Source organism: Streptomyces sp. NBC_01190 (assembly GCF_045039895.1).
GTDB lineage: Bacteria > Actinomycetota > Actinomycetes > Streptomycetales > Streptomycetaceae > Actinacidiphila.
In genome coordinates this window covers 4,986,608-5,012,359 of sequence record NZ_CP108580.1, presented here as the reverse complement: position 1 = coordinate 5,012,359, position 25,752 = coordinate 4,986,608, and the positions used below count along the sequence as shown (strand labels likewise).

Genomic DNA, 25,752 nt, shown 5'->3' with positions numbered 1-25,752 from the left:
AGATCAATCCATTGTCGTCGAGCGATTTATATCGCTTCATAGCAACCATGCCTGAGTCAACGTCACCATCGTGGTCACGACCAACGCGGCCCCTGCTTCTGCGAGGGCTTCCGCTTTTCCGGGCTTGTTCGCGTACCCGATTGCCGACATTCCGGCCGCGTGAGCGGCTTCCACGTCTCGGACGGCGTCACCGATGAAGATGGCGTCGGTTGGCTCCGCGTGCGCCGCCCGCAGCGCGGCGAGTAGGAGTTCCGGTGACGGTTTCATGGACTGCGGGTGGCCGGGCACTCGCCCGAAGCACCCCGCCACCAAGGGTTTGAGTTGGTGCGCATCGACGTACGAGTCGAGCGCTGTCGTCGCGTTGTTGCTCACCAACCACACCCGCCTGCCGGTTGCCGCGCACGCCTCCAGGAACCCCGCAGCGCCCTCTGTAGGTCGCGCCTCAGCGACGGCTTCAACCTCCATCCGCGCCAAGGCATCGTCCGCCGCCGGTACCAGCTCGGGCCGTGTGTCCGCGATATGCCTCAGCATCGCCAGAGGGTCCGTCAGCTCGTTTCCCGGCGGGGGACCGTCCAGCCCGGTCAACAGGTCCGAGAGGCGCCGGGCAACATCGGCTGCGGGGAAGCCTGCGAAGACCGAGCAGACCGGTCCGTCGAAGTCGAGCAGGACGTGTCGCACCGGCGCGAGGATGGAGGCCAGTTCCTCCGGGGTCGTGCTCATGCGCGCTCGAAAGCGATGGTGGACCACACGCTGTTGAACCAAGTGGTGGCCTGCTGCACGTACTGGGAGCCCATCGACTCCGCGTCGGGCCCGGCTGCGTGGTGGAACAGTGTCGCATCCTTGCCTGTGACGTCGTAGAACGTGCGGGCCTCGCCCTCAACTGCCAGGGTGCGTTCGCGTAGCGGGTAGAAGCCGAAGAACACATCGCGGTGATTCAGGACATACAGCTTGAACAGTGATGTGGCCCGGTAGACCTTGACCTCCACCGACGCCTTCTCCACTAGACCCATCTCCGCCAGTACTTCCACCGAGTGCTTGATGCCGGCCGCGTTCGTCAATGCGATATCACGGGCCCGGTCCCTCAGCGAGGGGTCATCTGCCAGCCCATCCACCAGGGTTGGAACCGCCATTGGGGCCGTGGTGTCCGGCAGCAGGAGGCGGACCGAGATGGACTCCGGCCGCAGACGGCCCGCACGGATCTTGTCGAGAGGTTCTTGCATCGCGCTGTGCAATGTCTCGCTGCTGAACCCGGCGAAGTCGACTGTGACCTGCTGGTCGGCGAACGCCATCTCCAGGTGCGGTCGTAGACCGACCGGCCGCTCAGTGCGCTCGCGGACATAGGAGCCTGAACCCTTCCGGGTCACGATCAACCCCTCGTCCCTCAGCATGTCGATGGCCTTCGTGACCGTGCCCCGGGCTACCCCGAAGCGCTTGGCCAACTCTGGGCCCGACGGAAGCTGTGTTCCAGGCTCGAACTTCTTCGTCAGGATCTCGGCGCGCAGAACGCTGTTGACCTGCAAATACGGCGGGCGGTCGTCGTTCGGGTCGAGGGTCATACCCCCATGTTAGGCCACCTGTCCATCCTGAGTGGCCTTGCCATCCTGGTTGACCTGCCTAGGCAGGTTGGCTATGTTGGTCATGTCGCCGCCGGAGAGCATCCGCGACGACAGAGAGGCCCTTCTTTGGGCTGCTCAGACGTACCCAGGAGCCCCGCGATGGTCGGGGGGAGGTCACCGGCGCCTTGTCAGCCGGATGGCACGAGACCGAAAGGTCACGTCTCTGCCTACAACGGGCTTCGGCTGCTCTACCTGATACGGGAGCGGCTGGCCCGAAGGAGACATGCACGTCAGCCCCGGTATTCACGCCGTGAGGGTGTCGGATCAGATCCGGCCCGGGGCACTTGCACCACCCGCTTGCCCGGTTCGGCGGCTCCCGACCAAGGACATTCCGCCGTTCCGGGTTCCTCCACCAATTCGTCAGGAGACGACCCGTGTACGACTTTGTTGGGCCCCATCGGGCCTTGAGTACGGACGAGTTCATTGAACTCGCGCTGGGCACACCGCTGGACCTGTGGCTGGGTGTCGAGGGCGAGAGCGAGCAGGAGAGGGCGGCGCGTGAGGCGGCGGCCCGGGACATCCTCGCCGACGACCCGGGCATGGTCGACCGGACCACCGCGCTGGCGGTGGAGACCATCGGCCGGACCATGCCGGAGTTGCTGCACCTCGCCCCGGCTCCCCGCACTGCCACGGTGGTTCGCCACCGGGCCGGCCGGAAGGGGCTGGCGGCATGACCACCACCGAACCGACACCCGGCGCGGGCAGCGCCCGTACGGATGCGAACCTGGATGCCGCTCGCGCGGACGTGAAAGCTGAGATCAGCCGGACGGACAACAAGGCGTCGCTGTTGCTGGCGTTCGTCGGCGCGCTGCTTGCCGGGGTGTGGGCGGTGGCGTCCGGCCGGCGCCTGCCCCTGGCGGTGCTGCTGATCGGCGGCGCGGCGGTGCTGATGCTGGCCGGTGCTGCCGGTGTGCTGCTGTGGGCGGTGCGGCCGAATCTGGGCGGGGCCCGGCCGGTCGGGTTCCCCCGTTGGGCGACCCTCGCGGCTGAGCAGGTGACCGCCGACCTGTCCGGCGACGACCGGGCCGAGCACATCTCGGTGCTGTCGCGGATCGCGGTGCGGAAGTTCACCCACCTGCGGTGGGCGGTCGACCTGACCTGTGTCGCTGGTGTGCTGCTGCTGATCGCCGCCGCGATCGTGATCGGCGGTGCGGCATGAAGGGGACGGCCAAGGTTCTTCTGGTCACGGCGCTGGTGGTCGTGGTCGGGCTGGCGTTCCGTGTGTCCTGGAACGCGTTGCGGGACATCGCCAGCACGGTCGGCGCGGACTCGACCGCCGCCCTGCTCTACCCGTTCGTGGTCGACGGGCTGATGGCGCTCGCGCTGGTGGCGACGCTGGTTCTGACCGGTGCCGACCGGAAGTTCGCCCTGCGGGTGCTGGCCGGCTACACCGCCGCTTCACTGGCCCTGAACTACGTGCACGGGCTGGTGCCGGCGCTGCACGCGCACGCCGCCGGCCGGATGCACCTGGTCGACTACGCCCCGGCCAACTGGGCGCTGGTGCTGCTGGCCACGTCGCTGCCGGTCGGGTCGATTTTCTTCGGCTCCGACCTGGTCGCCAAGGTCCTCCACCACCGACCCACATCGTTCACAAACCAGGATCAGACTATCCCTTCTACCGTAAATCAGTTGAGGTCTGACCTGCGGGAGTCGACTCCCCCCACCCCGCAGACGCCTGTCGATTCGCCCGCGTCTGAGTCGGCCGACCCGGCGCCGCTTCCCCCGCCGGTCGAGCCTGCCCCGTCCGGCCCGCGTCGCCCGACCGGCCCGGTGCCGAAGGTCGCCCGTACGCCCCGACCGACCCGCACCGCCGATCAACTGCTGACCGAGGCGAGGCAGGCAACCGCCGACTGGTCGGACGACGCGCTGACCGGCGAGGCGATCCGCAGGGCCGTGCACACCTCGTCCGCCAACGGCCGGATGCTCCGCGACGCCCTGCGCGCCGAACGCACCGCCCCGACACCCCTGCACCTGGTCGACACCGACCAGCGCGCCGACTCCGCTGCGGCTCTCTGAGAACGGGAGACCTGATCATGACCGACATCAGCAAAGCGTCCGCCGAAGCGGTCGAAGCCGCGAAGCAGGGCGAGCAGTTCGCGGTGTTCCTCGCCGCGATCCAGGCCGCCCAGATCATCCAGACGCGGCAGCCCACCCCGGCCCCGCCGCCCGTCGCGGCGGCGCAGCCGTCCGGCGCTGGCACGGCCGGCAAGTGGCTGGCCATCGGTGCCGGCGGCTCGATGCTCATGGTCACGGTCGCGTTCGCCGCCGTGGCGCTGGCCATCGCATCGGCGTGCATCGCGCTGGTGGCGCTGGTGGTCTACGGCATCTACCGCGACATCAGGAAGCGGTGACCCATGCTCCACACCCACCCCGACGACCCGCCCCTCACTGCCGGTGAAGCCGCCCGCCTCGCGTGGCTGGTCGGCCGGATGGCCAAACGCGCTCTGGCCGGTGAAGAGGTTGACCAGACCGACTTGCAGCGCAAGGCAGACCGCGTCCTGGACGGCGCCCGCAAGCGCGCTGACCAGGACGCCAAGTAGCTCCGCCCCGGACCGGCCGCCTATCCGCCAAGACACCGGCCGGCCCGGGCCCGCACCTCACATCAGAGAGCAGGTAACCCCAGCATGACCGAAGTCATCGACCTGGACGCGTACCGGCCCCGGTCCGCACCCGATCTGACCAAGCACACCACCCCGCCTGACACCGCGCCGCCGCGCGAAGTGCTGGAGGGCGTCATCCTCCCGGCCGGCACGGCTGCGCCTGCCCCGGCGCCGTTGTGGCGGCGCTCGGCCCGCACGGTGCGGGTGGTCGCCACCGACCAGCGCACCCGCACCGCCGCCCGTGCGGCGGCCCGGCACGGCGCCTACGTGGCCGGCGGCGCGGGCATCCTCGCCAAGCGGACGTGGGACGGCCGGTCCGCCGCCCGCTACGAGCGGATGATCCGTATCGCCGAAGCCGCGGGGCAGCACGAGACCGCGATGGAGTGGGAAGAGCGGGGCCGGCAGTTCCGCGCGGCCCGCCACCAGCGGCGTATGGACCTGCTCGCCGCCCCGCAGCGCATCGCCAAAGCCGCCGTGGCCGGCACCGCCACCACCGCCGGGGGCCTGCTCGCCCTGGGCACCGTGCTGGCGTTCGCCGAGCGCGACGTGTCGCAGGTCATCGCCCCGATGACGTTCACCATCGACGCCGTGCGCACGCTGGTGTGGCTGGCGTCGATCGTGTGGGGCCCGGCCGTCTTCCTCGCCCCCTGGGCTGCCCTGTTCGGCCTGTGGAACACCGGCCGGCGCGGGCAGGCCGCACCCCAGTGGGCGCTTCCGCCCGTTCAGCGCTCCAACGATGGAGTTCCGATCACACCGTCCATCGTGGTCACCGCGCTGCGTGACCTGGGCATCGCCGCGCTGCGCGGGGCGATCCGGGCGATGGAGGACAACGGCGCGGCGATGCTCGGGCCGATCCGGATCGCCGGGTGCGGTGTCGAGGTCGACGTGACCCTGCCCTCCGGGGTGTCGACGGAGGAAGTGCAGGGGCGTCGCCGGAAGTTGGCGGAGAACCTGGGGCGGCATGAGCACGAGGTGTTCATCAGCATTCCGCAGGCTGCCCGCACGGTGCGCCTGTGGATCGCCGATTCAGGGGCGCTGGACGAGCCGATCGGCCCGTCCCCACTGGCCATCGACGCGGACCTGTCCGGCAACTACGCGACCGGTCGGGCCCCGTGGGGACAGGACTTGCGCGGGGACGCCGCGCTGATCAGCCTGTTCCAACGCCACCTGCTTATCACTGGTCTGTCCAACCAGGGCAAGACCGCGAGCCTTCGGGCGCTGTTGCTGTGGCTGGTGCTCGACCCGACCGTGGAAGTCCGCATCGCCGACCTCAAGGGCGTTGGCGACTGGCGGATGTTCACCGGGCTGGCCACGGTCCTGATCGAGGGCCCCACCGACGAGCGTGTCATCGACGCGACCGAGATGCTGGAACAGGGCGTTGCCGAGATGGAGCGCCGGTTGATGGCCCCGACCGGCACCCGCTGGGACCCGCTGATCCTGCTCGTGGACGAAGCGCAGGTCGCGTTCATGTGCCCGGCGGTCGGACCCGACAAGCGACCCTATGGCGGCACCAAGGCCACGTCCCGCTACTTCCAGGCCGCGCGGAAGATCCACAACCAGGGCCGCGCGGTCGACGTGCTGCTGTGGCAGGGCACGCAGGACCCCACCGACCAGAACCTCCCCAAGCTCGTCCGGGAAGGCGCGCACATCCGCGCCTCGCTCGTGCTCGGCACCGAGAGCCAGGCGCGCATGGCGCTGGGAGACAAGGCCATCGACGGCGGCGCCGCCCCGCACAAGCTCCGCCAGGGTCTCGACAAGGGCACCGTCGTGGTCGCCGGCGACGGCGTGAGGCTCGCCCCGGGACAGTCCTCCATCACCATCCGCACGCACTTCATCGACGGCGACACCGCCGCCGAGATCGCGGAGCGGGCCAAGGCCCGGCGCACCGGGGTGACCACCCGCGCGGCGGTCGACACCGGGGAGCAGGTGGACGCGCTCGCCGACATCGCAACCGTGCTCGCCGACGCCGACCGGATGCGCACGCAGGAGGTCTTGCAGCGCCTCGCCGAACTGCGCCCCACCGAGTACCGGGGCTGGAAGTTCGGCGACCTGCGCGAGGTGCTGGAACCGTTCGGCGCGGCCCCGCACAAGTCCGACGGCGTGATGGTCGTGGACCGCGCCAAGGTCCGTACCGCGCTCGCCGTGCGGGACGCTGACAGCGCCGAAAGTCACGGAGAGTAAAGGGAGGCGTCCAGGGTGGCAGGGAGAACTCCCTGCCACCCTCCCTGACCCTGCCTCCCTGACCTGAACAGCGGCAACGCTCACTCAGGGAGGCAGGGAGCCACCTCTCCGCGACCTGCGGAAACCCCCGGAAACACAGGTCCCGGGGTGCCCCCTGCCTCCCTCCCTGCACGCACAGTCACCACTCCGGCTTCAGGAAGGAACGACGCTGTGACCCTGCCTGTCTACCGCTACCGCCTCGCCCCGCACGGCCTGATGACCCGCGCTCAGCTCCGGCGCCACGGACTCAGCGCCGCCCGCGCGGAAGTCGTCGGCGAACTGCGCTGGCGCTCCCGCAAGGCCCGGCACTGCGGCGGATGGCGCGTGGCCTACCTCTACGACCCGGCCACCGCCCGCCCCGTCCAGCCCATGACCCCCAGCCGCTGGCGCTCTCACGCCGCGATGATGCGCGCCCGCCGCATCGACGCGTTCAAGGAGACCGCCGCATGACGCATCCCAGCACCGCCCTGCCACCGACCACAGCTCTGACCGCTACCGACCTCGCGCCGCACATGACCACCCACTGTGGCCTCCCGGTCATGCGCTGGGGCGACGAAGACGACACCTGGCTGACCCTCGGGCACCAGGAACCCCGCCGCGCGCTCGCAGCGTTCCTCGCCCACGCCCACGCCACCTACACCGCCCACACCCTCACCACGCGCTGCGGGCCGACCGGCGGGCTCCTGCGGGAAGTCCTGCACGGCTACGCGATCTTCACCCCGGACGAGTTCAACGACTGGCAAGCCGTGTTCAGCCTCGCCCCGGGAACCCCGGGGGCCATCCCCCTCACCTGGCTCTGCACAGGCTGACCAGACCCGTGGCGACGGCTCCCGACCAAGGACAATCCGCCGCCACGGTCCTCCACCCATCCCCGAAGGGACAGGAGAACCACCAGCATGACCCATCCCGCCCCCGTCCGGCGACGGCCGACCCGGCCGCGCCTGCTGGACTTGTTCTGCTGCGCCGGCGGCGCCGCCACCGGCTACCACCGAGCCGGATTCGATGTCGACGGCATCGACCACACCGACCGCCCCAACTACCCATTCACCTTCACACGCGCCGATGCGCTGGAAGGCCTCGCTCATCTGATCGCCACCGGTCACATCCACCGTTACGCGATGGTGCACGCGTCTCCGCCCTGCCAGGGCAAATGCAGCCTCACCGTGGGCACGAACAACTCCCGTGGGTGGGGCGGGGACCATGAGGATCTGGTCGCCGACACCCGTACCCTGTTGGACGCCACCGGCCTGCCCTACGTGATCGAGCAGCCCAACGGACAGGCCGAGATCCGCAAGGATCTGACCCTGTGCGGAGAGATGTTCGGTCTCGGCGTCATCCGGCACCGCAACTTCGAGCTGGGCCGCTGCACCGTCGCGCAGCCGGTACACGTGCAGCACCGGGGACGGGTGCGCGGATACCGGCACGGCATGTTCTACGACGGCCCGTACGTCGCCGCCTACGGCAACGGCGGCGGCAAGCCCACCGTTGCGGAGTTGCAGACCGCCATGGGCATCACCTGGACCGACGTGCGCGAGGAACTGACCGAAGCCATCCCACCCGCCTACACCCACTTCATCGGCCGCGCGTTCCTCGCACAGATCAGGGCGGGGGTGGCGGCATGAGCGAGCACCTGCGCAACGCTCTGCGCCTCGCAGCCGGTGGCGTCCCCGTTCTGTCGTTGCGGGTGGGGAAGGTGCCGTTCGGGAACTGCCCGACCTGCACCGGAAACGCGTGTGGTGGCCGGCCGAACATGAAGACGCCCGGCCCCTGCACCTGCCCGCACCCCTGCCACGGATGGGCTGCGGCCACCACCGATCCCGCCGTCATCACCTCCCGCCCTTGGGGCTCCGCCTGGCGGGAGGCCGCAGCGGTGGCCTACCACCCCGGCGGCGCCGGTCTCACCGTCGTGGATCTCGACCACGCGGAAGCCGTCGCCTGGGCCCGCGAGCACCTGCCCGCCACCCGGACCGTGCCGACAACGCGCGGGGAGCACTGGCTCTACCGGGGGACCATGCAGTCGGCCAACGGCGTGCGGCCCGGGGTGGACATCAAGTCCGCCATGGCTTACGCCCGTTGGCTTGGTCCAGGATCCGGCGCCATCTCGGAGCTGCCGGATGCCGTGCGGGCGCTGGTGCTGAGGAAGCCTTCCGCTGTCCGGCCGGTTGCCGTCCCGGTGCCTGCGCTCACTGGGGGCGGGGAGTGCCGTCATCGCACCCCGGCCTACCTGGAACGCGGCATCACCATGGCCGAGCAACGCATCACCGAGGCCACCAGCGCGATCCACAACACCGTCTACGCCACGTTCCTGGCCGTGCTGTCCGCGCACGGCCGGTGCGGCTGCCTCACCGAGGACCACATGGCGCGCCTGTTCACCGCCGCACAGACCAAGGGCGAATCGGCCCGGCACTGCACCGACGCGTGGACCAACGCCCGCGCCCGGCTGGGGGTGTAGCCGTGTCCGAAGACGAGAAGAACCCGGCCCGCGAGGTCATCACCGACTACGCGCAAGCGCACTTCCGGTACTTCCGCACCGCCGAGGGGACCGTGTACGCGCAGAAGAACGGCCACCCCGTCGCCCGCCCCATCCGCGCGCAAGGCACCACCGGCAGCCACCGCCAAGAACTCATGGTCGGCTTATTCCGCGACGGGCGCGGCGTTTTCAACGGCACCGCGCTCAAAGAGGCGCTCGACCTCATCGAAGCGCTCGCGCTGACCGAGGACGTGCAGCCGGTCCACATCCGCGTGGCCCCGGGGTTCGACGGGGCCACATGGCTGGACCTCGGACGCGACGACGGACAGTCGGTCCGCATCCACCCCACCGGCTGGGACATCACCATCCCCGACCCCCGGGAAGTCTGCTGGCGCCGGACCCAGCTCACCGGAGAACTCCCGCTACCGGTCAAAAACACCGACGGCAAGGGCATCGACCTGCTGCTCAGACTGTGCAACTTCGCCAACGCCGAGACCGAATGCCTCGCCATCGCCTGGCTCATCGGCTGCCTCGGACCCTCCGTGCCCGTCCCCGCCCCCTTCCTCACAGGCCCCCAGGGCGCGGGCAAATCCACCGGCGGACGCATGCTCATCCGCATTGTGGAGGGCATGAGCGGGGACCTGCGCCGGGCCCCCAAGGATGAGGAGAACCTGATCGCGGCGGTGGCGGCCGGATGGGTCACCGCGCTGGACAACCTCTCCCACATGACCCCGGACCTGTCCGACGCCATGTGCTGCATCGTCACCGGCGCCGAAAGCGTCAAACGGGCCCTGTTCACCGACGGGGACGTGTTCCGCGCCCGCTACCGCCGCCCCCTGCTCCTGACCGGCATCGATGTCGGAGTCATCCGCCCCGACCTCGCCGAACGCCTCCTGCCGCTCCGCCTGGAGCGGCCCCGCGTCCGCCGCACAGAGGCGGAACTGTGGGCCGAGTACGCGGAGGTGCTGCCGGTCGTACTCGGGTCGCTGCTGGACCTCACCGTCAAAGTCCGGTCGGTCGTGGCGGAGACCCCCACCGACCTGCGCATGGCGGACTTCGCGCACCTGTGCGCACAGCTCGACGCGGCGGCCGGCCTCGGGGCACTCGGCGCCTACCGCGCCAGCCTGGACGACCTGAACGACGACGTGATCGAGGGCGACCTCCTCGCCCAGACCGTCCTCCGGCACGCCGAGACGATCGAGCCGGGCACGGCTCAGCAGATGACCTCCACCCAATGGCTGCACTGCCTCACGCGCCTCTACACGGGCGAGGAACTGCGCCCCGTGCCCAAAGGCTGGCCCACCACCGGGAAAGTCCTCTCAGACCGCCTCAAACGCCTCCAACCCACCCTCGCCGCCCGAGGTGTCCTCATCGACACCGGCCGCACCAAAGAGGGCCGCTACCTCGAAATCACCCGCCCGACCGGACCACCACCGCCCGAGCAGCAGCCGGCGTTCTGACTCGAACTCCGGTCAGGGCGGACAAGCGAGAAGAGCACCACCGGGCCCGGGGTGCTCCTCTTGCTGTTCGCCGCTGCGGCGGCGCCCAAGGGTCGCGCCGCGAAGCGGCCCCTTCTCCACGCTCGAAGATGCTGCCCACGACCACAGACACCCCCTCTTTTTGTCCTAAGAGGGAAGACGCTGCGTCACCTGCGTCACCCGGGCCGAAAAACCGCCTCCGACCTGCGGCAACAGGGGTGACGCAGACGGAAAGCTCTGCGTCATCCTGCGTCACCTGCGTCACCCGGTGACGCAGCTCATGACGCAGCGATGACGCACACCCGAACCTCTGCGTCACCCAAACCCGCAGGTCACAGTCCCAGATGACGCAGGTGACGCGGTGACGCAGAAATCCGAACCTCGGACAGACACCAGCCCTGCATCCTTCTCCACCTCGCTCGCCTGTGCCGGACACCGCTGTCAAGGAGTGCCATGCCTCGCCCCCAGATGCTCAAGCTCCCCGAACTGCTGGCCGAACTCGACATGAGCCGCCCCGCCTTCTACCGCATGCGGGCCCGGGGCAAGGCGCCCAAGGTCCTCAAGCTGCCGAACGGACAGATCCGCATCCGCCGTTCCGACCTGGACGCCTGGCTTGCCCAGTGCGAGCAGCAGCCCACCACCTGACACCACCCGCACCGACCGAGGGGCCCGCCGTGCCGGCGGGCCCCTCTCCCTTGGGAGAGACGTGTTCACCTACGACGTACGCATTTACTCGATCGAGACCCGCCGCGACCGTCCCAAGCCCTACCGGCTTAGGTGGATGGTGGGCACCCGGAAGCACTCCAAGAGCTACACGGTGAAGGCCCAAGCGGACGGGCGCCGTTCGGAGCTGATGACGGCTCTCCGAAATCAGGATCAGTTCGACGAGGAGACCGGGCTGCCCGCATCCGAACTGCGCGCGCAACACAGCGCCGTCTCCTGGTACGAGCACGCGCGTACCTACGTCGACCGCAAGTGGGACGCCGCTCCGGCCAAGTCCCGCAAGAGCTACGCCGATGCGCTGTCCACCATCACGCCCTCGCTCGTGACGAACGCCCCGGGGAGGCCGGCCCCCGAACTGCTGCGGCGGGCCCTTTACGGCTGGGCTTTCAATCGCAACCGCTGGACCGAGCAGCCGCCCGCAGATGTGGCCGCCGCACTGCGCTGGATCGAGAAGAACTCGGTTCCGATTTCCGCGCTGGAGGACGCGGTAACGCTCCGGCTGGCCCTTGACGCCCTCAGCAGGAAGATGGACGGAACCCCGGCCGCCGCGAGCACGGCTCGCCGGAAGAAGGCGTGTCTGAGTGACGTACTCGGCATGGCCGCCGAAGCCCAATACTTCCGGACGCCGGCAAGCCCCCTCAGCACCGTGAAATGGCGCGCGCCGAAGACTGCGGAAGCAGTGGACCCCGAGGCCGTACCGCACCCGGGGCAGGTGGACTTCCTGTTGCGGGCGGTGCGCGAACAGGGGCCGCGCGGTGAGAAGTTGGAAGGGTTCTTCGGGTGTCTGTATTTCGCGGCCATGCGGCCTGCTGAGGCTGCGGCACTGCGAGCAGATCAGTGCCACCTGCCGGCAACCGGCTGGGGCTCTCTCGTTCTGCGTGGGGGCATTGTCCGGGTGGGTCGGGGCTGGACCAACGACGGCAGCGCGCACGAGCGGCGGCATCTCAAGGCGCGCGCCGAGCAGGACTCACGGCCGGTGCCGATCCCGCCGCCGTTCGTCCGTCTGCTGAGGCACCACCTTGAGACGTACGGCACCGCGCCGGACGGCCGGTTGTTCCGCACCGAGCGCGGTGGACTGCTCCAGGAGTCCGGTTACGGGGAGGTGTGGGCCCGTGCCCGCCGTGCGGCGCTGGGAGGCGACGCGGCCACCTCGCGGCTCGCGCGGCGACCGTACGACCTGCGGCACGCCGGCGTCTCACTGTGGCTCAGCTCCGGCGTGGAGCCGATCGAATGCGCCCGCCGGGCGGGGCACTCCGTGGCCGTGCTGTTCCGCGTCTACGCCAAGGTGCTCGCCCACTCGCAGGAACGCGCGAACCAGAAGATCGAAGCGGCCCTGACCGACTGGCGCGGGGGCGAGGCGTCCCCCGGGGGACGCCTGGGGGACACGCGCTGATCAGGGGGCGAGAAACCGTGAGACACGGTGAGACAAAGCGGAGTTTTTCGATCTAGGTTCGATCAGGCCGCTGGAGCACGAAAAAACCCTCCCCGATCCAGCGTTTCCGCAGGTCGGGGAGGGTTTCCCAAGGTGTGGCGGCACGTGGATTCGAACCACGGTAGGCTAAGCCGACGGATTTACAGTCCGCTCCCATTGGCCACTCGGGCATACCGCCATGGGGGTGAAGCCTGGATCGTCCCGCTGGGGGCGGGGGGCCTTGGCGACGGGGTAAACGATACCTGATGCGGAGGGGTGGTTCGCCACCGGATTGATCAGGGCCCGGAGCGGGTGAGGTGGCTAGGCTGGCGGGGTGGCCCCCTTGGGTGGGCCGCGCCGAACGGAAGCGACGGATCCATGGACGACAGACCTGTGGAACGTCGCACACCCCTAGAACACAGCCAAGGAGCCCACTGAAGATGGCCGACTCCAGTTTCGACATCGTCTCGAAGGTCGAGCGGCAGGAGGTCGACAACGCCCTCAACCAGGCCGCCAAGGAGATCTCCCAGCGGTACGACTTCAAGAACGTCGGGGCGTCGATCGCGTGGTCGGGCGAGAAGATCCTGATGGAGGCGAACTCCGAGGAGCGCGTGAAGGCGATCCTGGACGTCTTCGAGACCAAACTGGTCAAGCGGGGGATCTCGTTGAAGGCCCTGGACGCGGACGAGCCGCAGCTCTCCGGCAAGGAGTACAAGATCTTCGCGTCGATCGAGGAAGGCATCTCGCAGGACAACGCGAAGAAGGTCGCGAAGATCATCCGCGACGAGGGGCCGAAGGGCGTCAAGGCCCAGGTCCAGGGGGACGAACTGCGGGTCAGCTCGAAGAGCCGGGACGACCTCCAGGCGGTCCAGGCGCTGCTCAAGGGCAAGGACCTGGACTTCGCGCTCCAGTTCGTCAACTACCGCTGACGGGCCCGGAAGAGGGCCACGGCCGGGGCAGCCGTACGATCGCCGCCCCGGCCGAAAGGTCACGCGCCCTGCAACCGCTTCACCACCGCGAGCGCCTCCTCCACGTGCCCGCCGACATTGGTCAGGGACGAGAACGTGTGCTGGATGACGCCCTCCTTGTCGATGACGAAGGTGATCCGGCCCGGCGCCACGCCGAGCATCGTGGCGCCGTACTGCTTGCGCACCGCCTTGTCCGTATCGGCGACCAGCACGAACGGCAGCGCGTTGCGGCCCGCGAAGGTCTCATGGGACTCGACGGTGTCCGAGCTGACCCCGATCACCTCGGCGCCGGCGTCGGTGAAGCTCTCGTAGCTGTCCCGGAAGGCGCAGGCCTCGGCGGTGCAGCCGCGTGAGTTGTCCTTGGGGTAGAAGTAGAGGACGACCACCTTCTCCGCCAGTTTGTCGCTGAGCTTCACCGGCGTCCCCGACTGGTCGGGAAGGGTGAAGTCCGGTGCCTTGTCGCCGACCTGCAGGCTCATCGCCATCTCCTTGGCTCGACTGGTGTGGCGGTCATCCTCGCGTATGCCGCCAGGCACGCCGTCAGCGCCCACCCCGCCGCCGGCCCCCACCCCGCCGCCGGCGCCCGCCGCGGCGGCACCCTCCACGGCGGCACCACCCGCCGCACACGGCAAAAACGCCCGCTCGGTTTCCCTTGATCACCCGTTGGCCGGATACTTGTCGTACCGGACTCGTGGTCGAAGAGACGCCCGCGACGGCCGGCAGAGACGCCGGCCAAGGCCGGAAAACCTGGAGAGGTGCCGATCATGCAAGCGTTCAGGTTGGTGTTGAACATCCTGTGGCTGCTCTTCTGCGGGATCTGGATGGCCCTCGCGTACGCACTCGCCGCGCTGGTCTGCTTTGTCCTGATCGTCACGATTCCGTTTGGTGTCGCCGCGCTGCGCATCGCCGGTTACGTTCTGTGGCCATTCGGCCGGACCACGGTGGAACGGGTCGACGCCGGCGCCCCCTCGTTCGTCGGCAACATCCTCTGGCTGGTCCTCTTCGGCTGGTGGCTGGCGCTGGGGCACCTCATCACCAGCGTCACCCTCGCCGTGACCATCATCGGCATCCCCTTCGCCTGGGCGAACCTCAAGCTCATCCCGGTCTCGCTGACGCCGCTGGGCCGCGAGGTGGTCCCGTCCGACGAGAGCTTCGGCTACCGCCAGGTCGGCGTCTGACCAGCGGCTCGCCAGAAAACAGGAGGGCGCCCCGCCGCCCGGTGACGTATCACCGGCCGACGGGGCGCCCTACCTAAACCCCCGCTCAGCGCGAGCGACCCCTCAGCGCGTACGCCCCGCCATCTCCTGAAGCCGCGTGATCCGCTTCTCCATCGGCGGGTGGGTGGAGAAGAGCCGGGACACGTCGCCGGGCCGGAACGGGCTGGCGATCATCAGGTGGCTGGTGGTCTCAAGCTGCGGCCTCGGCTGGAGCGGCAACTGCTTGGTGCCTACATCGAGCTTGTGCAGCGCGGAGGCCAGCGCCAGCGGGTCGCCGGTGAGCCGGGCCCCCGAGGCGTCGGCCTCGTACTCCCGGGAGCGGGAGACGGCGAGCTGGATCACCGAAGCGGCGATCGGGCCGAGGACCACCAGCATCAGGAAGCCGAGGATGCCCGGGCCCTCGTCGTCGTCGGAGCGGCCGATCGGGATCAGCCAGGCGAAGTTCGCCAGGAAGACGATGGCCGAGGCGAGCGCGCCCGCGACCGAGGAGATCAGGATGTCGCGGTTGTAGACGTGGCTCAGCTCATGGCCGAGCACCCCGCGCAGCTCACGCTCGTCGAGTATGCCCAGGATTCCCTGGGTGCAGCAGACGGCGGCGTTCCGCGGGTTGCGGCCGGTGGCGAAGGCGTTGGGCGCGTCGGTGGGCGAGATGTAGAGCCGGGGCATCGGCTGCCGGGCGGCGGTCGACAGCTCCCGCACGATCCGGTAGAGGACCGGCACCTCGATCTCGCTGACCGGGCGGGCGTGCATCGCGCGTAGAGCGAGCTTGTCGCTGTTCCAGTACGCGTACGCGTTGGTCCCCAGCGCGATGATGAGCGCCACGATCAGCCCGGTCCGGCCGAAGAAGCTGCCGATGACCACGATGAGAGCCGACAGACCGCCGAGGAGTACGGCGGTCTTCAGTCCGTTGTGCCGGCGGTGCACGGTGTGCCCTCCAAAAGTGTGCGTCGGGGGAACCTCCCCCATCAGGAGAACCTCCTACCCACCGCAACGCCACCCGAGCGTCACTGGTTCCCCGGTGCCGCGCCTAGAGCAGCGTCCCCTGCGCGTACCGCAGCACGATCTGCGGAGCGCCGGACAAGGCGATGCCCGCCACCGCGGTCAGCGCGATCGCCGCGGTGAGGCCCACGGGCGTGCGGGCGAGAGCGCCCACCCCGCCCAGCGGCTCCACTGCCGAGGCACCCGCTGCCGAAGCCCCGGCGGACCCGGCGCCCGCCGCAGCTCCAGAACCCGCCGCGGCCCCAGCGCCCCCAGCAGCCCCCGCACCGGCAACCCCCTCCGCCTCGCGCCGCGCGAACAGCAGCGCGGTCCACCGCAGGTAGTAGACGAGTGCGATCACCACGTTGACGGCCATGATCACCGCGAGCCAGCCGTGCCCGTCGCCGACCGCCGAGGAGAAGACCGCGACCTTGGCGAAGAGCCCGATGACGCCCGGCGGCAGCCCGGCCAGGCAGAGCAGGAAGAAGCCCAGCGCCAGCGCGGCCAGCGGCTTGGCCGCGTAAAGGCCGCGGTAGTCGGTGATACGGCCCCGGGGGGCGTTCCGCGTCACCAGCGCGGCCACCGCGAAGGCCCCGAGGTTCACCACCCCGTACATCAGCGCGTACGCGACGGTGGTGCCCACGGTGTGCGCGGGGCTGTCGGCTGAGGACGCGGCGGCGAGCGGGACCAGCAGATAGCCGGCCTGGCCGACCGACGACCAGGCGAGCAGCCGTACGGCGCTGCGGTCGGTGTCGGGCCGCTGCCGCAGTGCCCCGACGTTGCCGACGGTCATCGTGAGCGCGGCCAGCACGCCCATCGCCGGGCCCCACACGTCGTCGTACGGGCGGAAGGCGACCACCGTGACCAGGATCAGCCCGGAGAAGCCGGCCGCCTTGCCGACCACCGACAGGTAGGCGGCCACCGGCAGCGGGGCGCCCGCGTAGGTGTCCGGCACCCAGAAGTGGAAGGGCGCGGCGGCCAGCTTGAACGCGAAGCCGACCAGGGTGAGGGCGACGCCGACCTTGGCGAGGTGGTCGAGCTGGTCCGGCGTGTGGGTGAGGCCGTCGGCGACCGCGGACAGGTTCAGGGTGCCGGTGGCCGCGTAGACGAAGCTGATGCCGAGCAGTGAGACCGCGGTCGCGGTGACGGACGAGAGGAAGAACTTCAGCGCGGCCTCGCTCGCCAGCTTGTCGCCGCGGCGCAGGGCGACCAGGGCGAAGGCGGGCAGCGTGGTCACCTCAAGGGCGACGAGCAGGGTGGCGAGGTCCCGGGAGGCGGGCAGCAGGGCGCCGCCGGCCGCCGAGGAGAGCAGCAGGAACCAGTACTCACCCGGCGGCGGGGCCTCGGCGCCGTCGGCGGTCTCGGTGGCGAGCGACAGCAGCGCGGTGAGCAGCGCGCCACCGAGCACCAGCACCTGGACGACGAGGGTGAAGTGGTCGGCGACGTACGAGCATTCTGCCGTACCCCGCTGACAGAAGGTCGCGCGATGGCCGGCCCGCAGCGGGATCAGGGTCAGCCCGGCGGCCAGGAAGCCGGCCGCGGTGACCCAGCCGAGCAGCGCCTTGCGGGCGGGCGGCAGGAAGAGGTCGGCGACCAGGACGGCCACGGCCAGCACGGCCGGGATCACCACCGGGGTGAGCGCCGTCCAGTCGACGGACTGCACGAGGGACGACATCAGCTTCCTCCGAGCAGGGAACGGACGGCCGGATCGGTGAGGCCGAGCAGTACGGCGGGCCACACCCCGGCCACGACGGTCAGCGCGGCCAGCGGGGTCCACGCGGCGAACTCGTAGCCGCGCACATCGGCGAGCTGGGGCTGTCCGTGGGCGGTCTCGCGGTCGCCCATGCAGACCCGGCGGACGACGGTGAGGAGATAGCCGGCGGTCAGCAGCGTGCCGAAGGAGGCGACTGCGGTGAAGGTGAGGAAGGCGGGTCGGCTGAGCCCCGCGGCGGGTTTGAAGGAGCCGAACATCGTCAGCATCTCGCCCCAGAACCCGGCCAGGCCCGGCAGGCCGAGCGAGGCGACGGCGGCGAAGGCGAGCAGGCCGCCGAGGCGGGGGGCGCGGCCGTAGAGGGCCGCGCCGGTCCGGCCGGCCAGCAGGTCGAGATCGCTGGATCCATAGCGGTCCTTGACCGCGCCGACCAGGAAGAAGAGCAGGCCGGTGATGAGGCCGTGCGCGATGTTGGCGAAGAGGGCGCCGTTGACCCCGGTGGGGCTGAGGGAGGCGATGCCGAGCAGGACGAAGCCCATGTGGCCGACGGAGGAGTAGGCGATGAGGCGCTTGAGGTCGCCGCCGTTGCCCTGCCGGGCGAGCGCCAGGCAGGCCAGCGAGCCGTAGACGATGCCGACGACCGCGAGGGCGCCGAGATACGGGGCGAAGGTGTGCATGCCCTCGGGCGCCATCGGCAGGGCGATCCGGACCAGGCCGTACGTGCCCATCTTCAGCAGTACGCCGGCGAGCAGCACGGATCCGACGGTGGGGGCGGCGGTGTGGGCGTCCGGCAGCCAACTGTGCAGCGGCCACATCGGGGTCTTCACGGCGAGGCCCAGACCGATGGCGAGGACCGCGATCAACTGCGTGGAGTGACTGAGGTGTGACCCATTGTCAGAGGCGAGTGTCACCATGTCGAATGTGCCCGCTTTCACGCCGATGAGCAGCAGGCCGAGCAGCATGACCACGGAACCGAGGACGGTGTAGAGGATGAAGCGCATGGCGGACCGCTCGCGGTCTCCCCCGCCCCAGCGGGCGATGAGGAAGTACATCGGGATGAGGACCATCTCGAAGGCGAGGAAGAAGAGCATCAGGTCCAGCACGGCGAAGGTGGCGAGCGTGCCCGATTCCAGCAGCAGCAGCAGGGCCACGAATGCCTTGGGGGACGGCCCCGCAGGCAGGTGGGAGTACGAGTAGAGCGCGCAGAGGAAGGTCAGCAGCGCGGAGAGCACGAGGAGGGGGAGCGAGATGCCGTCGATGCCGAGATGGAGGTGGATCCGCAGCGCGGGGATCCAGTTGAGGTCGGTGGTGGCCTGCATCTTCGCGGGGTGGTCGTGGTCGAAGCCGGCCGCGAGCACGATCGCGAGGATCAGTACGGCGCCGGTGACCGTCACACCGTGGCGGAGTACCGCCTGGTCGGGGTCACGGCCCCGGAGACCGGGCGGGGGCGGGAGCAGGGCGCCGACCGCGCCGAGCAGTGGCAGCACCACGATCGCCGCCAGGACGTACTGGAGTGCGGTGTCGTTCACGGGATCTCACGCTCCGACGGCGACGAGGACGGCGAGCACGACCGCACCGGCCAGCAGCGCGCTGAGGTAGGTCTGGATGTTTCCGGTCTGGGCCTTGCGGACGGCCGCGCCGAGCAGCCGCGGGGTGCCGGCCGCGCCCCGGACGGTGGCCTCGACGACCTCCCGGTCCAGGAAGCGGACGAGGCCGGCGGCGGCCAGCACCGGGCGGACGAAGAGGGTGCCGTAGAGGGCGTCGAGATGGAAGCCGCGGGCGGCGTGCCGGTGCAGTGGGCCGAGCAGCAGCCGGCCGGGATCGCCCGGGTCGTCGGCGGCGCCGATGTCGCCGTAGATCTGCTCGTGGCCGGCGATGGCCTCGGCCTCCACCAACTCCGGTTCGGCTCCCGCGGGTTCGGCGGAGACGGCGCCGATGGGGACGGCCAGCCGGGTCGCGGATGCGGCCCGCCAGGCGGCGTAGGTGATCAGCACGCCCACCAGGGCGAACCCGGTACCGAGGACGGAGGTGATCAGGGTCGGGCCCAGCGGGGCATGGCCGAACCAGTCGGGGAGCTCGTGATAGGCGAGCCCGCCGAAGGCGATGGTGGGGACGGCCAGCACCCACAGCACGACGGTCATCGGGACCGGGACGCCGTGCAGATGGCCGTCGGCGGGCGGTTCGGCGAGCTCGTCGGCGGGGTGGTCGGCGGTGGGGTCGGCGGTGGGGTCGCCCGGGCGGGCGGGCCGGTCGGCGGGCTCGTCGGCCGGGTGGTCGGCGGGGTGCTCGGCGGTGTCCCGGGTGTGCGGGGAGGTGCCGACCAGCAGGAAGAGGCGGGTGGCGTAGGCGGCGGTGAGCAGCGCGGTGGCGAGGGCGGCGACCAGCACCGTCCAGCCGACGGCCGACGGCACGTGGGCCACCTCGCCGGAGGAGGCGTGCTCGGCCGCCCGCAGCACGGACTCCTTCGAGAAGAAGCCGGAGAAGGGGGGCAGCGCCGCGAGGGCCGCCAGACCGATGCCCAGGGTCCAGCGCACATCGGGGGCCCGCTTGGACAGGTCGTCCATCCGGGACATGACGGCGAGGGAGTTGGTGCCGGAGACATGGATGAGCGCGCCGGCCGCGAGGAAGAGCAGCGCCTTGAAGGCGCCGTGGGAGAGGAGGTGGAAGACGGCGGCGTCACGGTTGCCGACGGCGAGCGCGCCCGCCATATAGCCGAGTTGGCCGATGGTGGAGTAGGCCAGCACCCGCTTGATGTCGTCCTGCGCGAGGGCGGCCAAGCCCGAGCCGATCATGGTGACGGCGGCCATCACGGCGAGGACGACGAGGGCGGCGGCGGAGGCGGTGAAGACCGGCAGCAGCCTGGCCACCAGGTAGATGCCGGCGGCGACCATGGTGGCCGCGTGGATCAGCGCGGACACCGGGGTGGGGCCGGCCATCGCGTCGGGCAGCCAGGTGTGCAGCGGGAACTGCGCGGACTTGCCGGCCACCCCGGCGAGCAGCAGCAGCGCCACCACCGTGGGGTGGTGCAGCCGGCCGTCGGCGACGGCGCTCAGGATGCCGGTGATCCGGAAGGTGTGCGCGTCGGCGGCGAGCGCGAAGACACCGATCAGAAAGGGGACATCGCCGAGCTTGGTGACCAGGAACGCCTTGATGGAGGCCGAACGGGCGGTGGCGGTCTCCCAGTAGTGCCCGACCAGGAAGTAGGAGCAGATGCCCATCACCTCCCAGCCGACGAGCAGCACCATCAGGTCGCCGGAGTAGACCACCAGGAACATCGCGGCGGTGAAAAGCGAGACGATCGCGGCGTACGACGGGTAGCGCGGGTCGTCGTGCAGATAGGAGATGGAGTAGAGCTGCACGCAGGTGGCGACCAGGCCGACGAGGACCGCGATCAGGACGGAGAAGCCGTCCAGGTGCAGGGCGATGTCGATGGGCACCGAGCCGGTGGGGGTGAGCCGGTGGGCGGCGTCGGTGGCGGGTCCCGTGCCCTGCTTGGCGGCCACCGTGGCGGCGAGCACGAAGGCGGCGGCGGTGGGCAGGACGGCCAGCGGTCGTACGAAGCCGGGCGCGCGCCGGCCGAGCAGCAGGCCGGCGGCCGCGCCCAGGAAGGGAAGGAGGGGTACGAGGGCGGCCAGGGCGGTCAGGGTCACGCGGTGGCCTCTGCCTTCTCGTCGTCGGCCGTTGCGAGTGCGTCGGTCGCCGGGGGTTCCTCGGCCAGCCCCGGGTCGGCGAGGGCGGTGAGGCGGTCGATGTCGGAGCTGCCGCGGTTGCGGTAGACGAGCAGCACGATCGCCAGGCCGAGCCCGATCTCGGCGGCGGCGATGGTGATGGTGAACAGGGTGAGGGCCTGGCCGGAGTGGAGGCTGTCGCGCAGCCAGACGTCGAAGGCGACCAGGTTGAGGTTGACGGCGTTGAGCATCAGCTCGACGGACATCAGGACGAGGATCGCGTTGCGCCGGGCGAGGACGCCGTAGACGCCGACGCAGAAGAGGAGGGCGGCGAGGACGGCGGGATAGACGAGGTGCATCAGTTCTCCTTGCCGTCGGTGCCGGGCGCGCTCGGGGTGCCGGGAGTGCGGGGGCCCGCTGGGGTGGCCAGTACGGCTGGGGCAGCCGGGGCGGCCGGAAGGGCGGCGGTGGCGGGGTCCTCGCGGCGGGAGACGACGATCGCGCCGACCAGCGCGGCCAGCAGCAGCACCGACAGCGCCTCGAAGGGAAGCACCCAGTGCCGGAAGAGGCTTTCACCGGTGGCGCGGGAGGAGCCCTGGACGACTCCGTGCAGGTTGATCCAGGTGGCGCGGAAGGCGTCGACGACCACCCATATGAGGGTGGCCGCGGCGGCGACCGCCACGGCGAGGGCGACCCAGCGGTTCTCCGAATCGGCGTCCGGGGAGCGGCCGATGGGGGCTCTGGTCAGCATCAGGCCGAAGAGCAGCAGCACGACGACCGAGCCGACGTAGATCAGCACCTGCACCCAGGCGATGAACTCGGCGGTGAGCAGCAGGTATTCGATGGCGAGACCGCCGAGCGCGACCACCAGCCACAGCGCGGCGTGCACGAGTTGGCGGGTGGTGACGGTGAGCAGGGCCGCGCCGAGGGTGGCGAGGCCGATCAGCACGAAGGTGATCTCCACGCCGGTCGGGGAGAGGAATCCGGGGTGGTGCGCGGCAACGTGATTCACGCCTGGCCCTCCCCGGGGGCGCCGTCGCCGGAGCCGGGCGCCTGGCCCGGCGCCTGACCGGGCGCCCCACCCGACGCCTCGCCGGGCGCCTCGGCCGGCGGCCGGGCGGCGAGCGCCTTCTCGGCCGCCTTGCGGGCCGCCGCGATCTCCTTGGGCTCCTCGGCCGCCGGGTCGAGCGCGGGCGGGGCCGGCACCGTCCACATCCAGTCGCGCAGCTTGTCGCGTTCGTGGGTCAGATCGAGGATGTCGGTCTCCGCGTACTCGAACTCCGGCGACCAGAAGAGCGCGTCGAAGGGGCACACCTCGATGCAGATACCGCAGTACATGCAGAGCGAGAAGTCGATGGCGAAGCGGTCGAGCACATTGCGGCTGCGCTCGCGACCGCCGGCCGCGGCCGCCGGCACCGTCTCCTTGTGGGAGTCGATGTAGATGCACCAGTCGGGGCACTCGCGGGCGCACAGCATGCAGACCGTGCAGTTCTCCTCGAAGAGCGCGATCACTCCCCGGGTGCGGGGGGCGAGTTCGGGTTGCGCGTCCGGGTACTGGGCGGTGACGGTGCGCTTCGTCATGGTGCGCAGCGTGACGGCCAGTCCCTTGGCCAGACCGGATCCGGGAATACCCATGGCTTAGGAGATCACCACCTTGACGACGCCGGTCAGGGCGAGCTGGACGAGGGAGACCGGGATGAGCACGGTCCAGGCGAACTTCATCAACTGGTCCTCGCGCAGCCGCGGGTAGCTCACCCGCAGCCAGATCACCAGGAAGGCGAGGAGGGCGGACTTCAGCAGCGTCCAGAGCCAGCCGACGCTGCCGGCCCACGGGCCGTGCCAGCCGCCGAGGTAGAGCACCGTGGTCAGCGCGCAGAGCACGACGATGCCGCCGTACTCGGCGAGCAGGAAGAAGGCGAAGCGCAGCCCGGTGTACTCGGTGTAGGCACCGAAGATGATCTCGGAGTCGGCCACCGGCATGTCGAACGGCGGGCGTTGCAGCTCGGCGAGGCCGGAGACGAAGAAGACCACGCCGCCCAGGAGCTGCCAGGCCGTCCACCACCAGTGGTACTGCTCGACGATGCCGGGCAGCGAGAGCGTGCCGGCGGCCATCGCGACGGACGCGGCGGCGAGCAGCATCGGCAGCTCGTACGCCATCAACTGGGCGGCCGTCCGCAACCCGCCGAGCAGCGAGAACTTGTTGGCCGAGGCCCAGCCGGCTATCAGCGAGCCGAGGACGCCGACGCCCATCACGGCCAGGACGAAGAAGAGGCCGGCGTCCAGGGCCTCGCCGACGAAGCCGTGCGGGCCGACCGGGATCGCGATCAGCACGACGAGGTAGGGCAGCAGCGAGACGGCCGGCGCCAGTTGGAAGATCCGGCGGTCGGCGTCGGTCGGGACGATGTCCTCCTTCTGGGCGAACTTCACCCCGTCCGCGACCAGTTGGGCCCAGCCGTGGAAGCCGCCGGCGTACATCGGCCCGAGCCGGCCCTGCATGTGCGCCATCACCTTGTGTTCGGCCTGGCCCACCAGCAGCGGGAAGACCAGGAACACGACGAGGACGGCGACGAGCCGGAGGAGGACGTCCAAGGTGTCGTTCACGTGGCGTCGCCTCCCTCGGCGGGGGGTTCGGGGCGGGGGCCGGGCTCGGCGGGCGGCGGCTCCGGGGGCGGGATCCGCTCCGGCGGCGGCGTCCGGCGGGGCTGCTCCCAGGGGGCGTCCGGGCCTGACGGCTGAGTCCGCTCGGGCCGCTCGGGCCGCTGAGGCCGCTCGGACGGCTCGGAACGCTCGGGCCGCTCCGCCTGGTCCGGCCGCTGACTCGCCGATCCCTCGCTCGCGGAGCGGGTACGGCGGGCCGGCCGGTCGGCCGGGGCGGTCCGGGGTGTACGGGCGGGGCGGGGCGGAGCCGGCGGGAGCTGGCCCTTGAGCGGGCCCCAGTCGTTGGGGTCGGGCACCCCCGGCGGCTGCATCTGCCGGCGCTTCGGGCCACCGTCATGCGACTCCCCCGGCTCCTTCGCGCCGGGCCACGCCTTGGCGACCCGGGCGGCCAGCACGAAGTCCTTACGGAGCGGATGGCCCTCGAACTCGTCCGGGAGCAGCAGAGGTGCCAGGTGGGGGTGGCCGGCGAAGGCGACGCCGAACATCTCGTACGTCTCCCGCTCGTGCCAGCCCGCGCCCGCGTAGACGCCGGTCGCGGTGGGCAGCTCGGCGGCCTCGTACGGAACGGTGGTCCGCAGCAGCAGCTTGCGTACGGCGGGCGCGGCACCGGCAACGGCACCGGCCGCCCCATCGGCACCGGCCACGTCACCGGTGGCGGCCACGTCGCCGGCCGGCTCAGCAGCGGGCAGCCGCGCGTCACCGACCGCCCCGCCCGCGCCGAGCGCCACCACATGCGCGCAGACCCGGAAGCCGGTGCCCGGCTCGTCGACCGCGCTCAGCCAGTCGAAGAAGGTGCAGCCCAGCGTGTCCCTGGCCGTGCCGAGAGCAGCGATCCAGGTGTCCGCCGGCACGTCGACGGTCAGCAGACCGTACGCCTCCTCGGCTGTCGCACCCACGCCGAAGAGTTCGGCCGCGGCGTGCGGCAACAGGGCGAATCCGCTCACCGGTCACCCTCCACGGCGGCCGGCGGCTGGAGGAGCCCGCTGGTCAGCGCGGCGGCGGACGGCCGGGCGGCGCCGTAGCGCTCCCCCAGCGACTCGCGGGCGATCTTCTCCTGGAGCTTGAGGATGCCCTGGAGCAGTGCTTCGGGCCGCGGCGGGCAGCCGGGCACATAGACGTCGACCGGGATGATCTGGTCGACGCCCTTGGTGACGGAGTACGAATCCCAGTAGGGGCCACCGCAGTTGGAGCAGGCGCCGAAGGAGATGACGTACTTCGGCTCGGGCATCTGCTCGTAGAGCCGGCGGACGGCCGGGGCCATCTTGTCGGTGACCGTGCCGGAGACCACCATCAGGTCCGCCTGCCGGGGTCCGGGAGCGAAGGGGATCACGCCGAGCCGGATGAAGTCGTGCTTGGCCATGGAGGCGGCGATGAACTCGATGGCGCAGCAGGCGAGGCCGAAGTTGAAGACCCACAGGCTGTAGCGGCGCCCCCAGTTGAGCACCACCTTCATCGGCTCGGGCGCGAGTCTGGCCAGCGGGCCCAGCCGGCGCGGCTCGGGCAGCGATACCCCGGCTCCGCCGGAGGCGCCCGCGGCCGGTCCCGGGGGGGAAGCGGCGGCGCCGGTCGGGGTCAGGTCCATTCGAGAACGCCCTTCTTCCAGGCGTAGAGCAGCCCGACCGCGAGGAAGCCGATGAACACGAACATCTCGATCAGCGTGGTGCCGCCGAAGCCGGGTGCGGCGAAGACGGTGGCCCACGGAAAGAGGAAGATCGCGTCCACCGCGAAGATCACATAGAGGAACGCGTACACGTAGTAGCGGACCTGGGTGTGCGCCCAGCCCTCGCCGACCGGGTCGACCCCGCACTCGTAGGTGAGCATCTTCTCCTGCGTCGGCACCACGGGCCGCAGCAGCCGGCCGCCCGCGAAGGCGACCGTGACGAAGAGCACACCGACGACCGCGACCAGGCCGACGACCGAGTAGCCGTGGAAGTAGTCCACGTCCGTCCGCCCCTCGTTTCACTCGTTGACCGGTGGTGTCCAGCGACCCGGGTGGATCTTTAGACGATTTATACGGAGGGAGTCTAGGCCCTG

29 protein-coding genes and 1 tRNA gene are annotated in these 25,752 nt (G+C 70.6%); 15 read left to right on the top strand and 15 right to left on the bottom strand.

Annotated features, from left to right (window positions below):
• Positions 1–36: 36 nt before the first annotated feature.
• Positions 37–720, bottom strand: coding sequence for an HAD family hydrolase (locus OG519_RS20990; RefSeq protein WP_405586152.1), 684 nt, complete (start codon positions 718–720; stop codon positions 37–39).
• Positions 717–1,556: a GntR family transcriptional regulator gene (locus tag OG519_RS20985; protein ID WP_405586149.1), complete on the bottom strand. Its 840-nt coding sequence runs from the start codon at positions 1,554–1,556 to the stop codon at positions 717–719. Before OG519_RS20985 ends, OG519_RS20990 begins: the two co-directional genes overlap by 4 nt.
• 464 nt (positions 1,557–2,020) lie before the next feature.
• Between OG519_RS20985 and OG519_RS20980 the strand changes: the two genes are divergently transcribed.
• The 13 genes from OG519_RS20980 (at position 2,021) to OG519_RS20920 (ending at position 12,500) form a co-directional block, all read left to right on the top strand.
• Positions 2,021–2,290, top strand: coding sequence for a hypothetical protein (locus tag OG519_RS20980; RefSeq protein WP_405586146.1), 270 nt, complete (start codon positions 2,021–2,023; stop codon positions 2,288–2,290).
• Positions 2,287–2,775 carry a Pycsar system effector family protein gene (locus OG519_RS20975; RefSeq protein WP_405586143.1) on the top strand — a complete coding sequence of 163 codons (489 nt, stop codon included), beginning with the start codon at positions 2,287–2,289 and terminating at the stop codon, positions 2,773–2,775. The genes OG519_RS20980 and OG519_RS20975 overlap by 4 nt, the downstream gene beginning before the upstream one ends.
• A complete protein-coding gene (locus OG519_RS20970) occupies positions 2,772–3,632 on the top strand; it encodes a DUF2637 domain-containing protein (protein WP_405586140.1) in 861 nt (286 codons plus the stop codon). The genes OG519_RS20975 and OG519_RS20970 overlap by 4 nt, the downstream gene beginning before the upstream one ends.
• 17 nt (positions 3,633–3,649) lie before the next feature.
• Positions 3,650–3,967, top strand: coding sequence for a hypothetical protein (locus tag OG519_RS20965; RefSeq protein ID WP_405586137.1), 318 nt, complete (start codon positions 3,650–3,652; stop codon positions 3,965–3,967).
• A 3-nt stretch (positions 3,968–3,970) separates the two neighbouring features.
• Positions 3,971–4,156 (top strand): DUF6257 family protein, encoded by a 186-nt coding sequence (locus OG519_RS20960; RefSeq protein ID WP_405586135.1) that lies wholly within the window; start codon positions 3,971–3,973, stop codon positions 4,154–4,156.
• 84 nt (positions 4,157–4,240) lie between these two features.
• Positions 4,241–6,397 carry an ATP-binding protein gene (locus OG519_RS20955; protein ID WP_405586133.1) on the top strand — a complete coding sequence of 719 codons (2,157 nt, stop codon included), beginning with the start codon at positions 4,241–4,243 and terminating at the stop codon, positions 6,395–6,397.
• A 210-nt stretch (positions 6,398–6,607) separates the two neighbouring features.
• Positions 6,608–6,886 carry an RRQRL motif-containing zinc-binding protein gene (locus tag OG519_RS20950; protein ID WP_405586130.1) on the top strand — a complete coding sequence of 93 codons (279 nt, stop codon included), beginning with the start codon at positions 6,608–6,610 and terminating at the stop codon, positions 6,884–6,886.
• Complete coding sequence (locus OG519_RS20945) at positions 6,883–7,245, top strand: hypothetical protein (RefSeq protein WP_405586127.1); 363 nt, start codon at positions 6,883–6,885, stop codon at positions 7,243–7,245. Before OG519_RS20950 ends, OG519_RS20945 begins: the two co-directional genes overlap by 4 nt.
• A gap of 87 nt (positions 7,246–7,332) precedes the next feature.
• The gene (locus tag OG519_RS20940; RefSeq protein ID WP_405586125.1) at positions 7,333–8,058 is read left to right on the top strand and encodes a DNA methylase; all 726 of its coding nucleotides are present in this window, start codon (positions 7,333–7,335) and stop codon (positions 8,056–8,058) included.
• Positions 8,055–8,888 (top strand): bifunctional DNA primase/polymerase, encoded by an 834-nt coding sequence (locus OG519_RS20935; protein WP_405586122.1) that lies wholly within the window; start codon positions 8,055–8,057, stop codon positions 8,886–8,888. Before OG519_RS20940 ends, OG519_RS20935 begins: the two co-directional genes overlap by 4 nt.
• 2 nt (positions 8,889–8,890) lie before the next feature.
• Positions 8,891–10,366 (top strand): ATP-binding protein, encoded by a 1,476-nt coding sequence (locus OG519_RS20930; RefSeq protein WP_405586120.1) that lies wholly within the window; start codon positions 8,891–8,893, stop codon positions 10,364–10,366.
• A gap of 471 nt (positions 10,367–10,837) precedes the next feature.
• Positions 10,838–11,029, top strand: a complete 192-nt coding sequence (locus OG519_RS20925) for a helix-turn-helix transcriptional regulator (RefSeq protein ID WP_405586118.1) — start codon at positions 10,838–10,840, stop codon at positions 11,027–11,029.
• A 61-nt stretch (positions 11,030–11,090) separates the two neighbouring features.
• Positions 11,091–12,500, top strand: coding sequence for a site-specific integrase (locus tag OG519_RS20920; RefSeq protein WP_405586116.1), 1,410 nt, complete (start codon positions 11,091–11,093; stop codon positions 12,498–12,500).
• Between the two features lie 135 nt (positions 12,501–12,635).
• Here the strand turns inward: OG519_RS20920 and OG519_RS20915 are convergent.
• Positions 12,636–12,717: transfer RNA gene (locus tag OG519_RS20915), tRNA-Tyr, on the bottom strand.
• Between the two features lie 241 nt (positions 12,718–12,958).
• On the opposite strand from OG519_RS20915, the gene OG519_RS20910 reads away from it, so the two are divergent.
• Complete coding sequence (locus OG519_RS20910; RefSeq protein WP_093734939.1) at positions 12,959–13,447, top strand: YajQ family cyclic di-GMP-binding protein; 489 nt, start codon at positions 12,959–12,961, stop codon at positions 13,445–13,447.
• A gap of 59 nt (positions 13,448–13,506) precedes the next feature.
• Here OG519_RS20910 and OG519_RS20905 read toward each other — a convergent pair whose 3' ends face one another.
• Positions 13,507–13,965 (bottom strand): peroxiredoxin, encoded by a 459-nt coding sequence (locus OG519_RS20905; RefSeq protein ID WP_405586112.1) that lies wholly within the window; start codon positions 13,963–13,965, stop codon positions 13,507–13,509.
• Between the two features lie 285 nt (positions 13,966–14,250).
• Between OG519_RS20905 and OG519_RS20900 the strand changes: the two genes are divergently transcribed.
• Positions 14,251–14,664: a YccF domain-containing protein gene (locus OG519_RS20900; RefSeq protein ID WP_405586109.1), complete on the top strand. Its 414-nt coding sequence runs from the start codon at positions 14,251–14,253 to the stop codon at positions 14,662–14,664.
• A 102-nt stretch (positions 14,665–14,766) separates the two neighbouring features.
• Here OG519_RS20900 and htpX read toward each other — a convergent pair whose 3' ends face one another.
• The 11 genes from htpX to OG519_RS20845 form a co-directional block, all read right to left on the bottom strand.
• Positions 14,767–15,627 carry a zinc metalloprotease HtpX gene (htpX, locus tag OG519_RS20895; protein WP_405592880.1) on the bottom strand — a complete coding sequence of 287 codons (861 nt, stop codon included), beginning with the start codon at positions 15,625–15,627 and terminating at the stop codon, positions 14,767–14,769.
• Between the two features lie 103 nt (positions 15,628–15,730).
• The gene (locus tag OG519_RS20890) at positions 15,731–17,356 is read right to left on the bottom strand and encodes an NADH-quinone oxidoreductase subunit N (RefSeq protein ID WP_405586107.1); all 1,626 of its coding nucleotides are present in this window, start codon (positions 17,354–17,356) and stop codon (positions 15,731–15,733) included.
• Positions 17,356–18,921 (bottom strand): NuoM family protein, encoded by a 1,566-nt coding sequence (locus tag OG519_RS20885; protein WP_405586106.1) that lies wholly within the window; start codon positions 18,919–18,921, stop codon positions 17,356–17,358. The genes OG519_RS20890 and OG519_RS20885 overlap by 1 nt, the downstream gene beginning before the upstream one ends.
• 6 nt (positions 18,922–18,927) lie before the next feature.
• On the bottom strand, positions 18,928–21,042 hold the full coding sequence (locus tag OG519_RS20880; protein WP_405586103.1) for an NADH-quinone oxidoreductase subunit L: 2,115 nt from the start codon (positions 21,040–21,042) through the stop codon (positions 18,928–18,930).
• Positions 21,039–21,419: an NADH-quinone oxidoreductase subunit NuoK gene (nuoK, locus tag OG519_RS20875; RefSeq protein WP_405586101.1), complete on the bottom strand. Its 381-nt coding sequence runs from the start codon at positions 21,417–21,419 to the stop codon at positions 21,039–21,041. Before nuoK ends, OG519_RS20880 begins: the two co-directional genes overlap by 4 nt.
• Positions 21,419–22,072, bottom strand: a complete 654-nt coding sequence (locus OG519_RS20870) for an NADH-quinone oxidoreductase subunit J (RefSeq protein ID WP_405586099.1) — start codon at positions 22,070–22,072, stop codon at positions 21,419–21,421. Before OG519_RS20870 ends, nuoK begins: the two co-directional genes overlap by 1 nt.
• The gene (locus OG519_RS20865) at positions 22,069–22,695 is read right to left on the bottom strand and encodes a NuoI/complex I 23 kDa subunit family protein (RefSeq protein ID WP_405586096.1); all 627 of its coding nucleotides are present in this window, start codon (positions 22,693–22,695) and stop codon (positions 22,069–22,071) included. The genes OG519_RS20870 and OG519_RS20865 overlap by 4 nt, the downstream gene beginning before the upstream one ends.
• 3 nt (positions 22,696–22,698) lie before the next feature.
• Positions 22,699–23,661: an NADH-quinone oxidoreductase subunit NuoH gene (nuoH, locus tag OG519_RS20860; protein WP_405586094.1), complete on the bottom strand. Its 963-nt coding sequence runs from the start codon at positions 23,659–23,661 to the stop codon at positions 22,699–22,701.
• Positions 23,658–24,662, bottom strand: coding sequence for an NADH-quinone oxidoreductase subunit C (locus OG519_RS20855; protein ID WP_405586091.1), 1,005 nt, complete (start codon positions 24,660–24,662; stop codon positions 23,658–23,660). The genes nuoH and OG519_RS20855 overlap by 4 nt, the downstream gene beginning before the upstream one ends.
• Positions 24,659–25,300: an NADH-quinone oxidoreductase subunit B gene (locus OG519_RS20850; RefSeq protein WP_405586088.1), complete on the bottom strand. Its 642-nt coding sequence runs from the start codon at positions 25,298–25,300 to the stop codon at positions 24,659–24,661. Before OG519_RS20850 ends, OG519_RS20855 begins: the two co-directional genes overlap by 4 nt.
• The gene (locus OG519_RS20845; RefSeq protein WP_405586086.1) at positions 25,291–25,659 is read right to left on the bottom strand and encodes an NADH-quinone oxidoreductase subunit A; all 369 of its coding nucleotides are present in this window, start codon (positions 25,657–25,659) and stop codon (positions 25,291–25,293) included. Before OG519_RS20845 ends, OG519_RS20850 begins: the two co-directional genes overlap by 10 nt.
• Positions 25,660–25,752 lie beyond the last annotated feature (93 nt).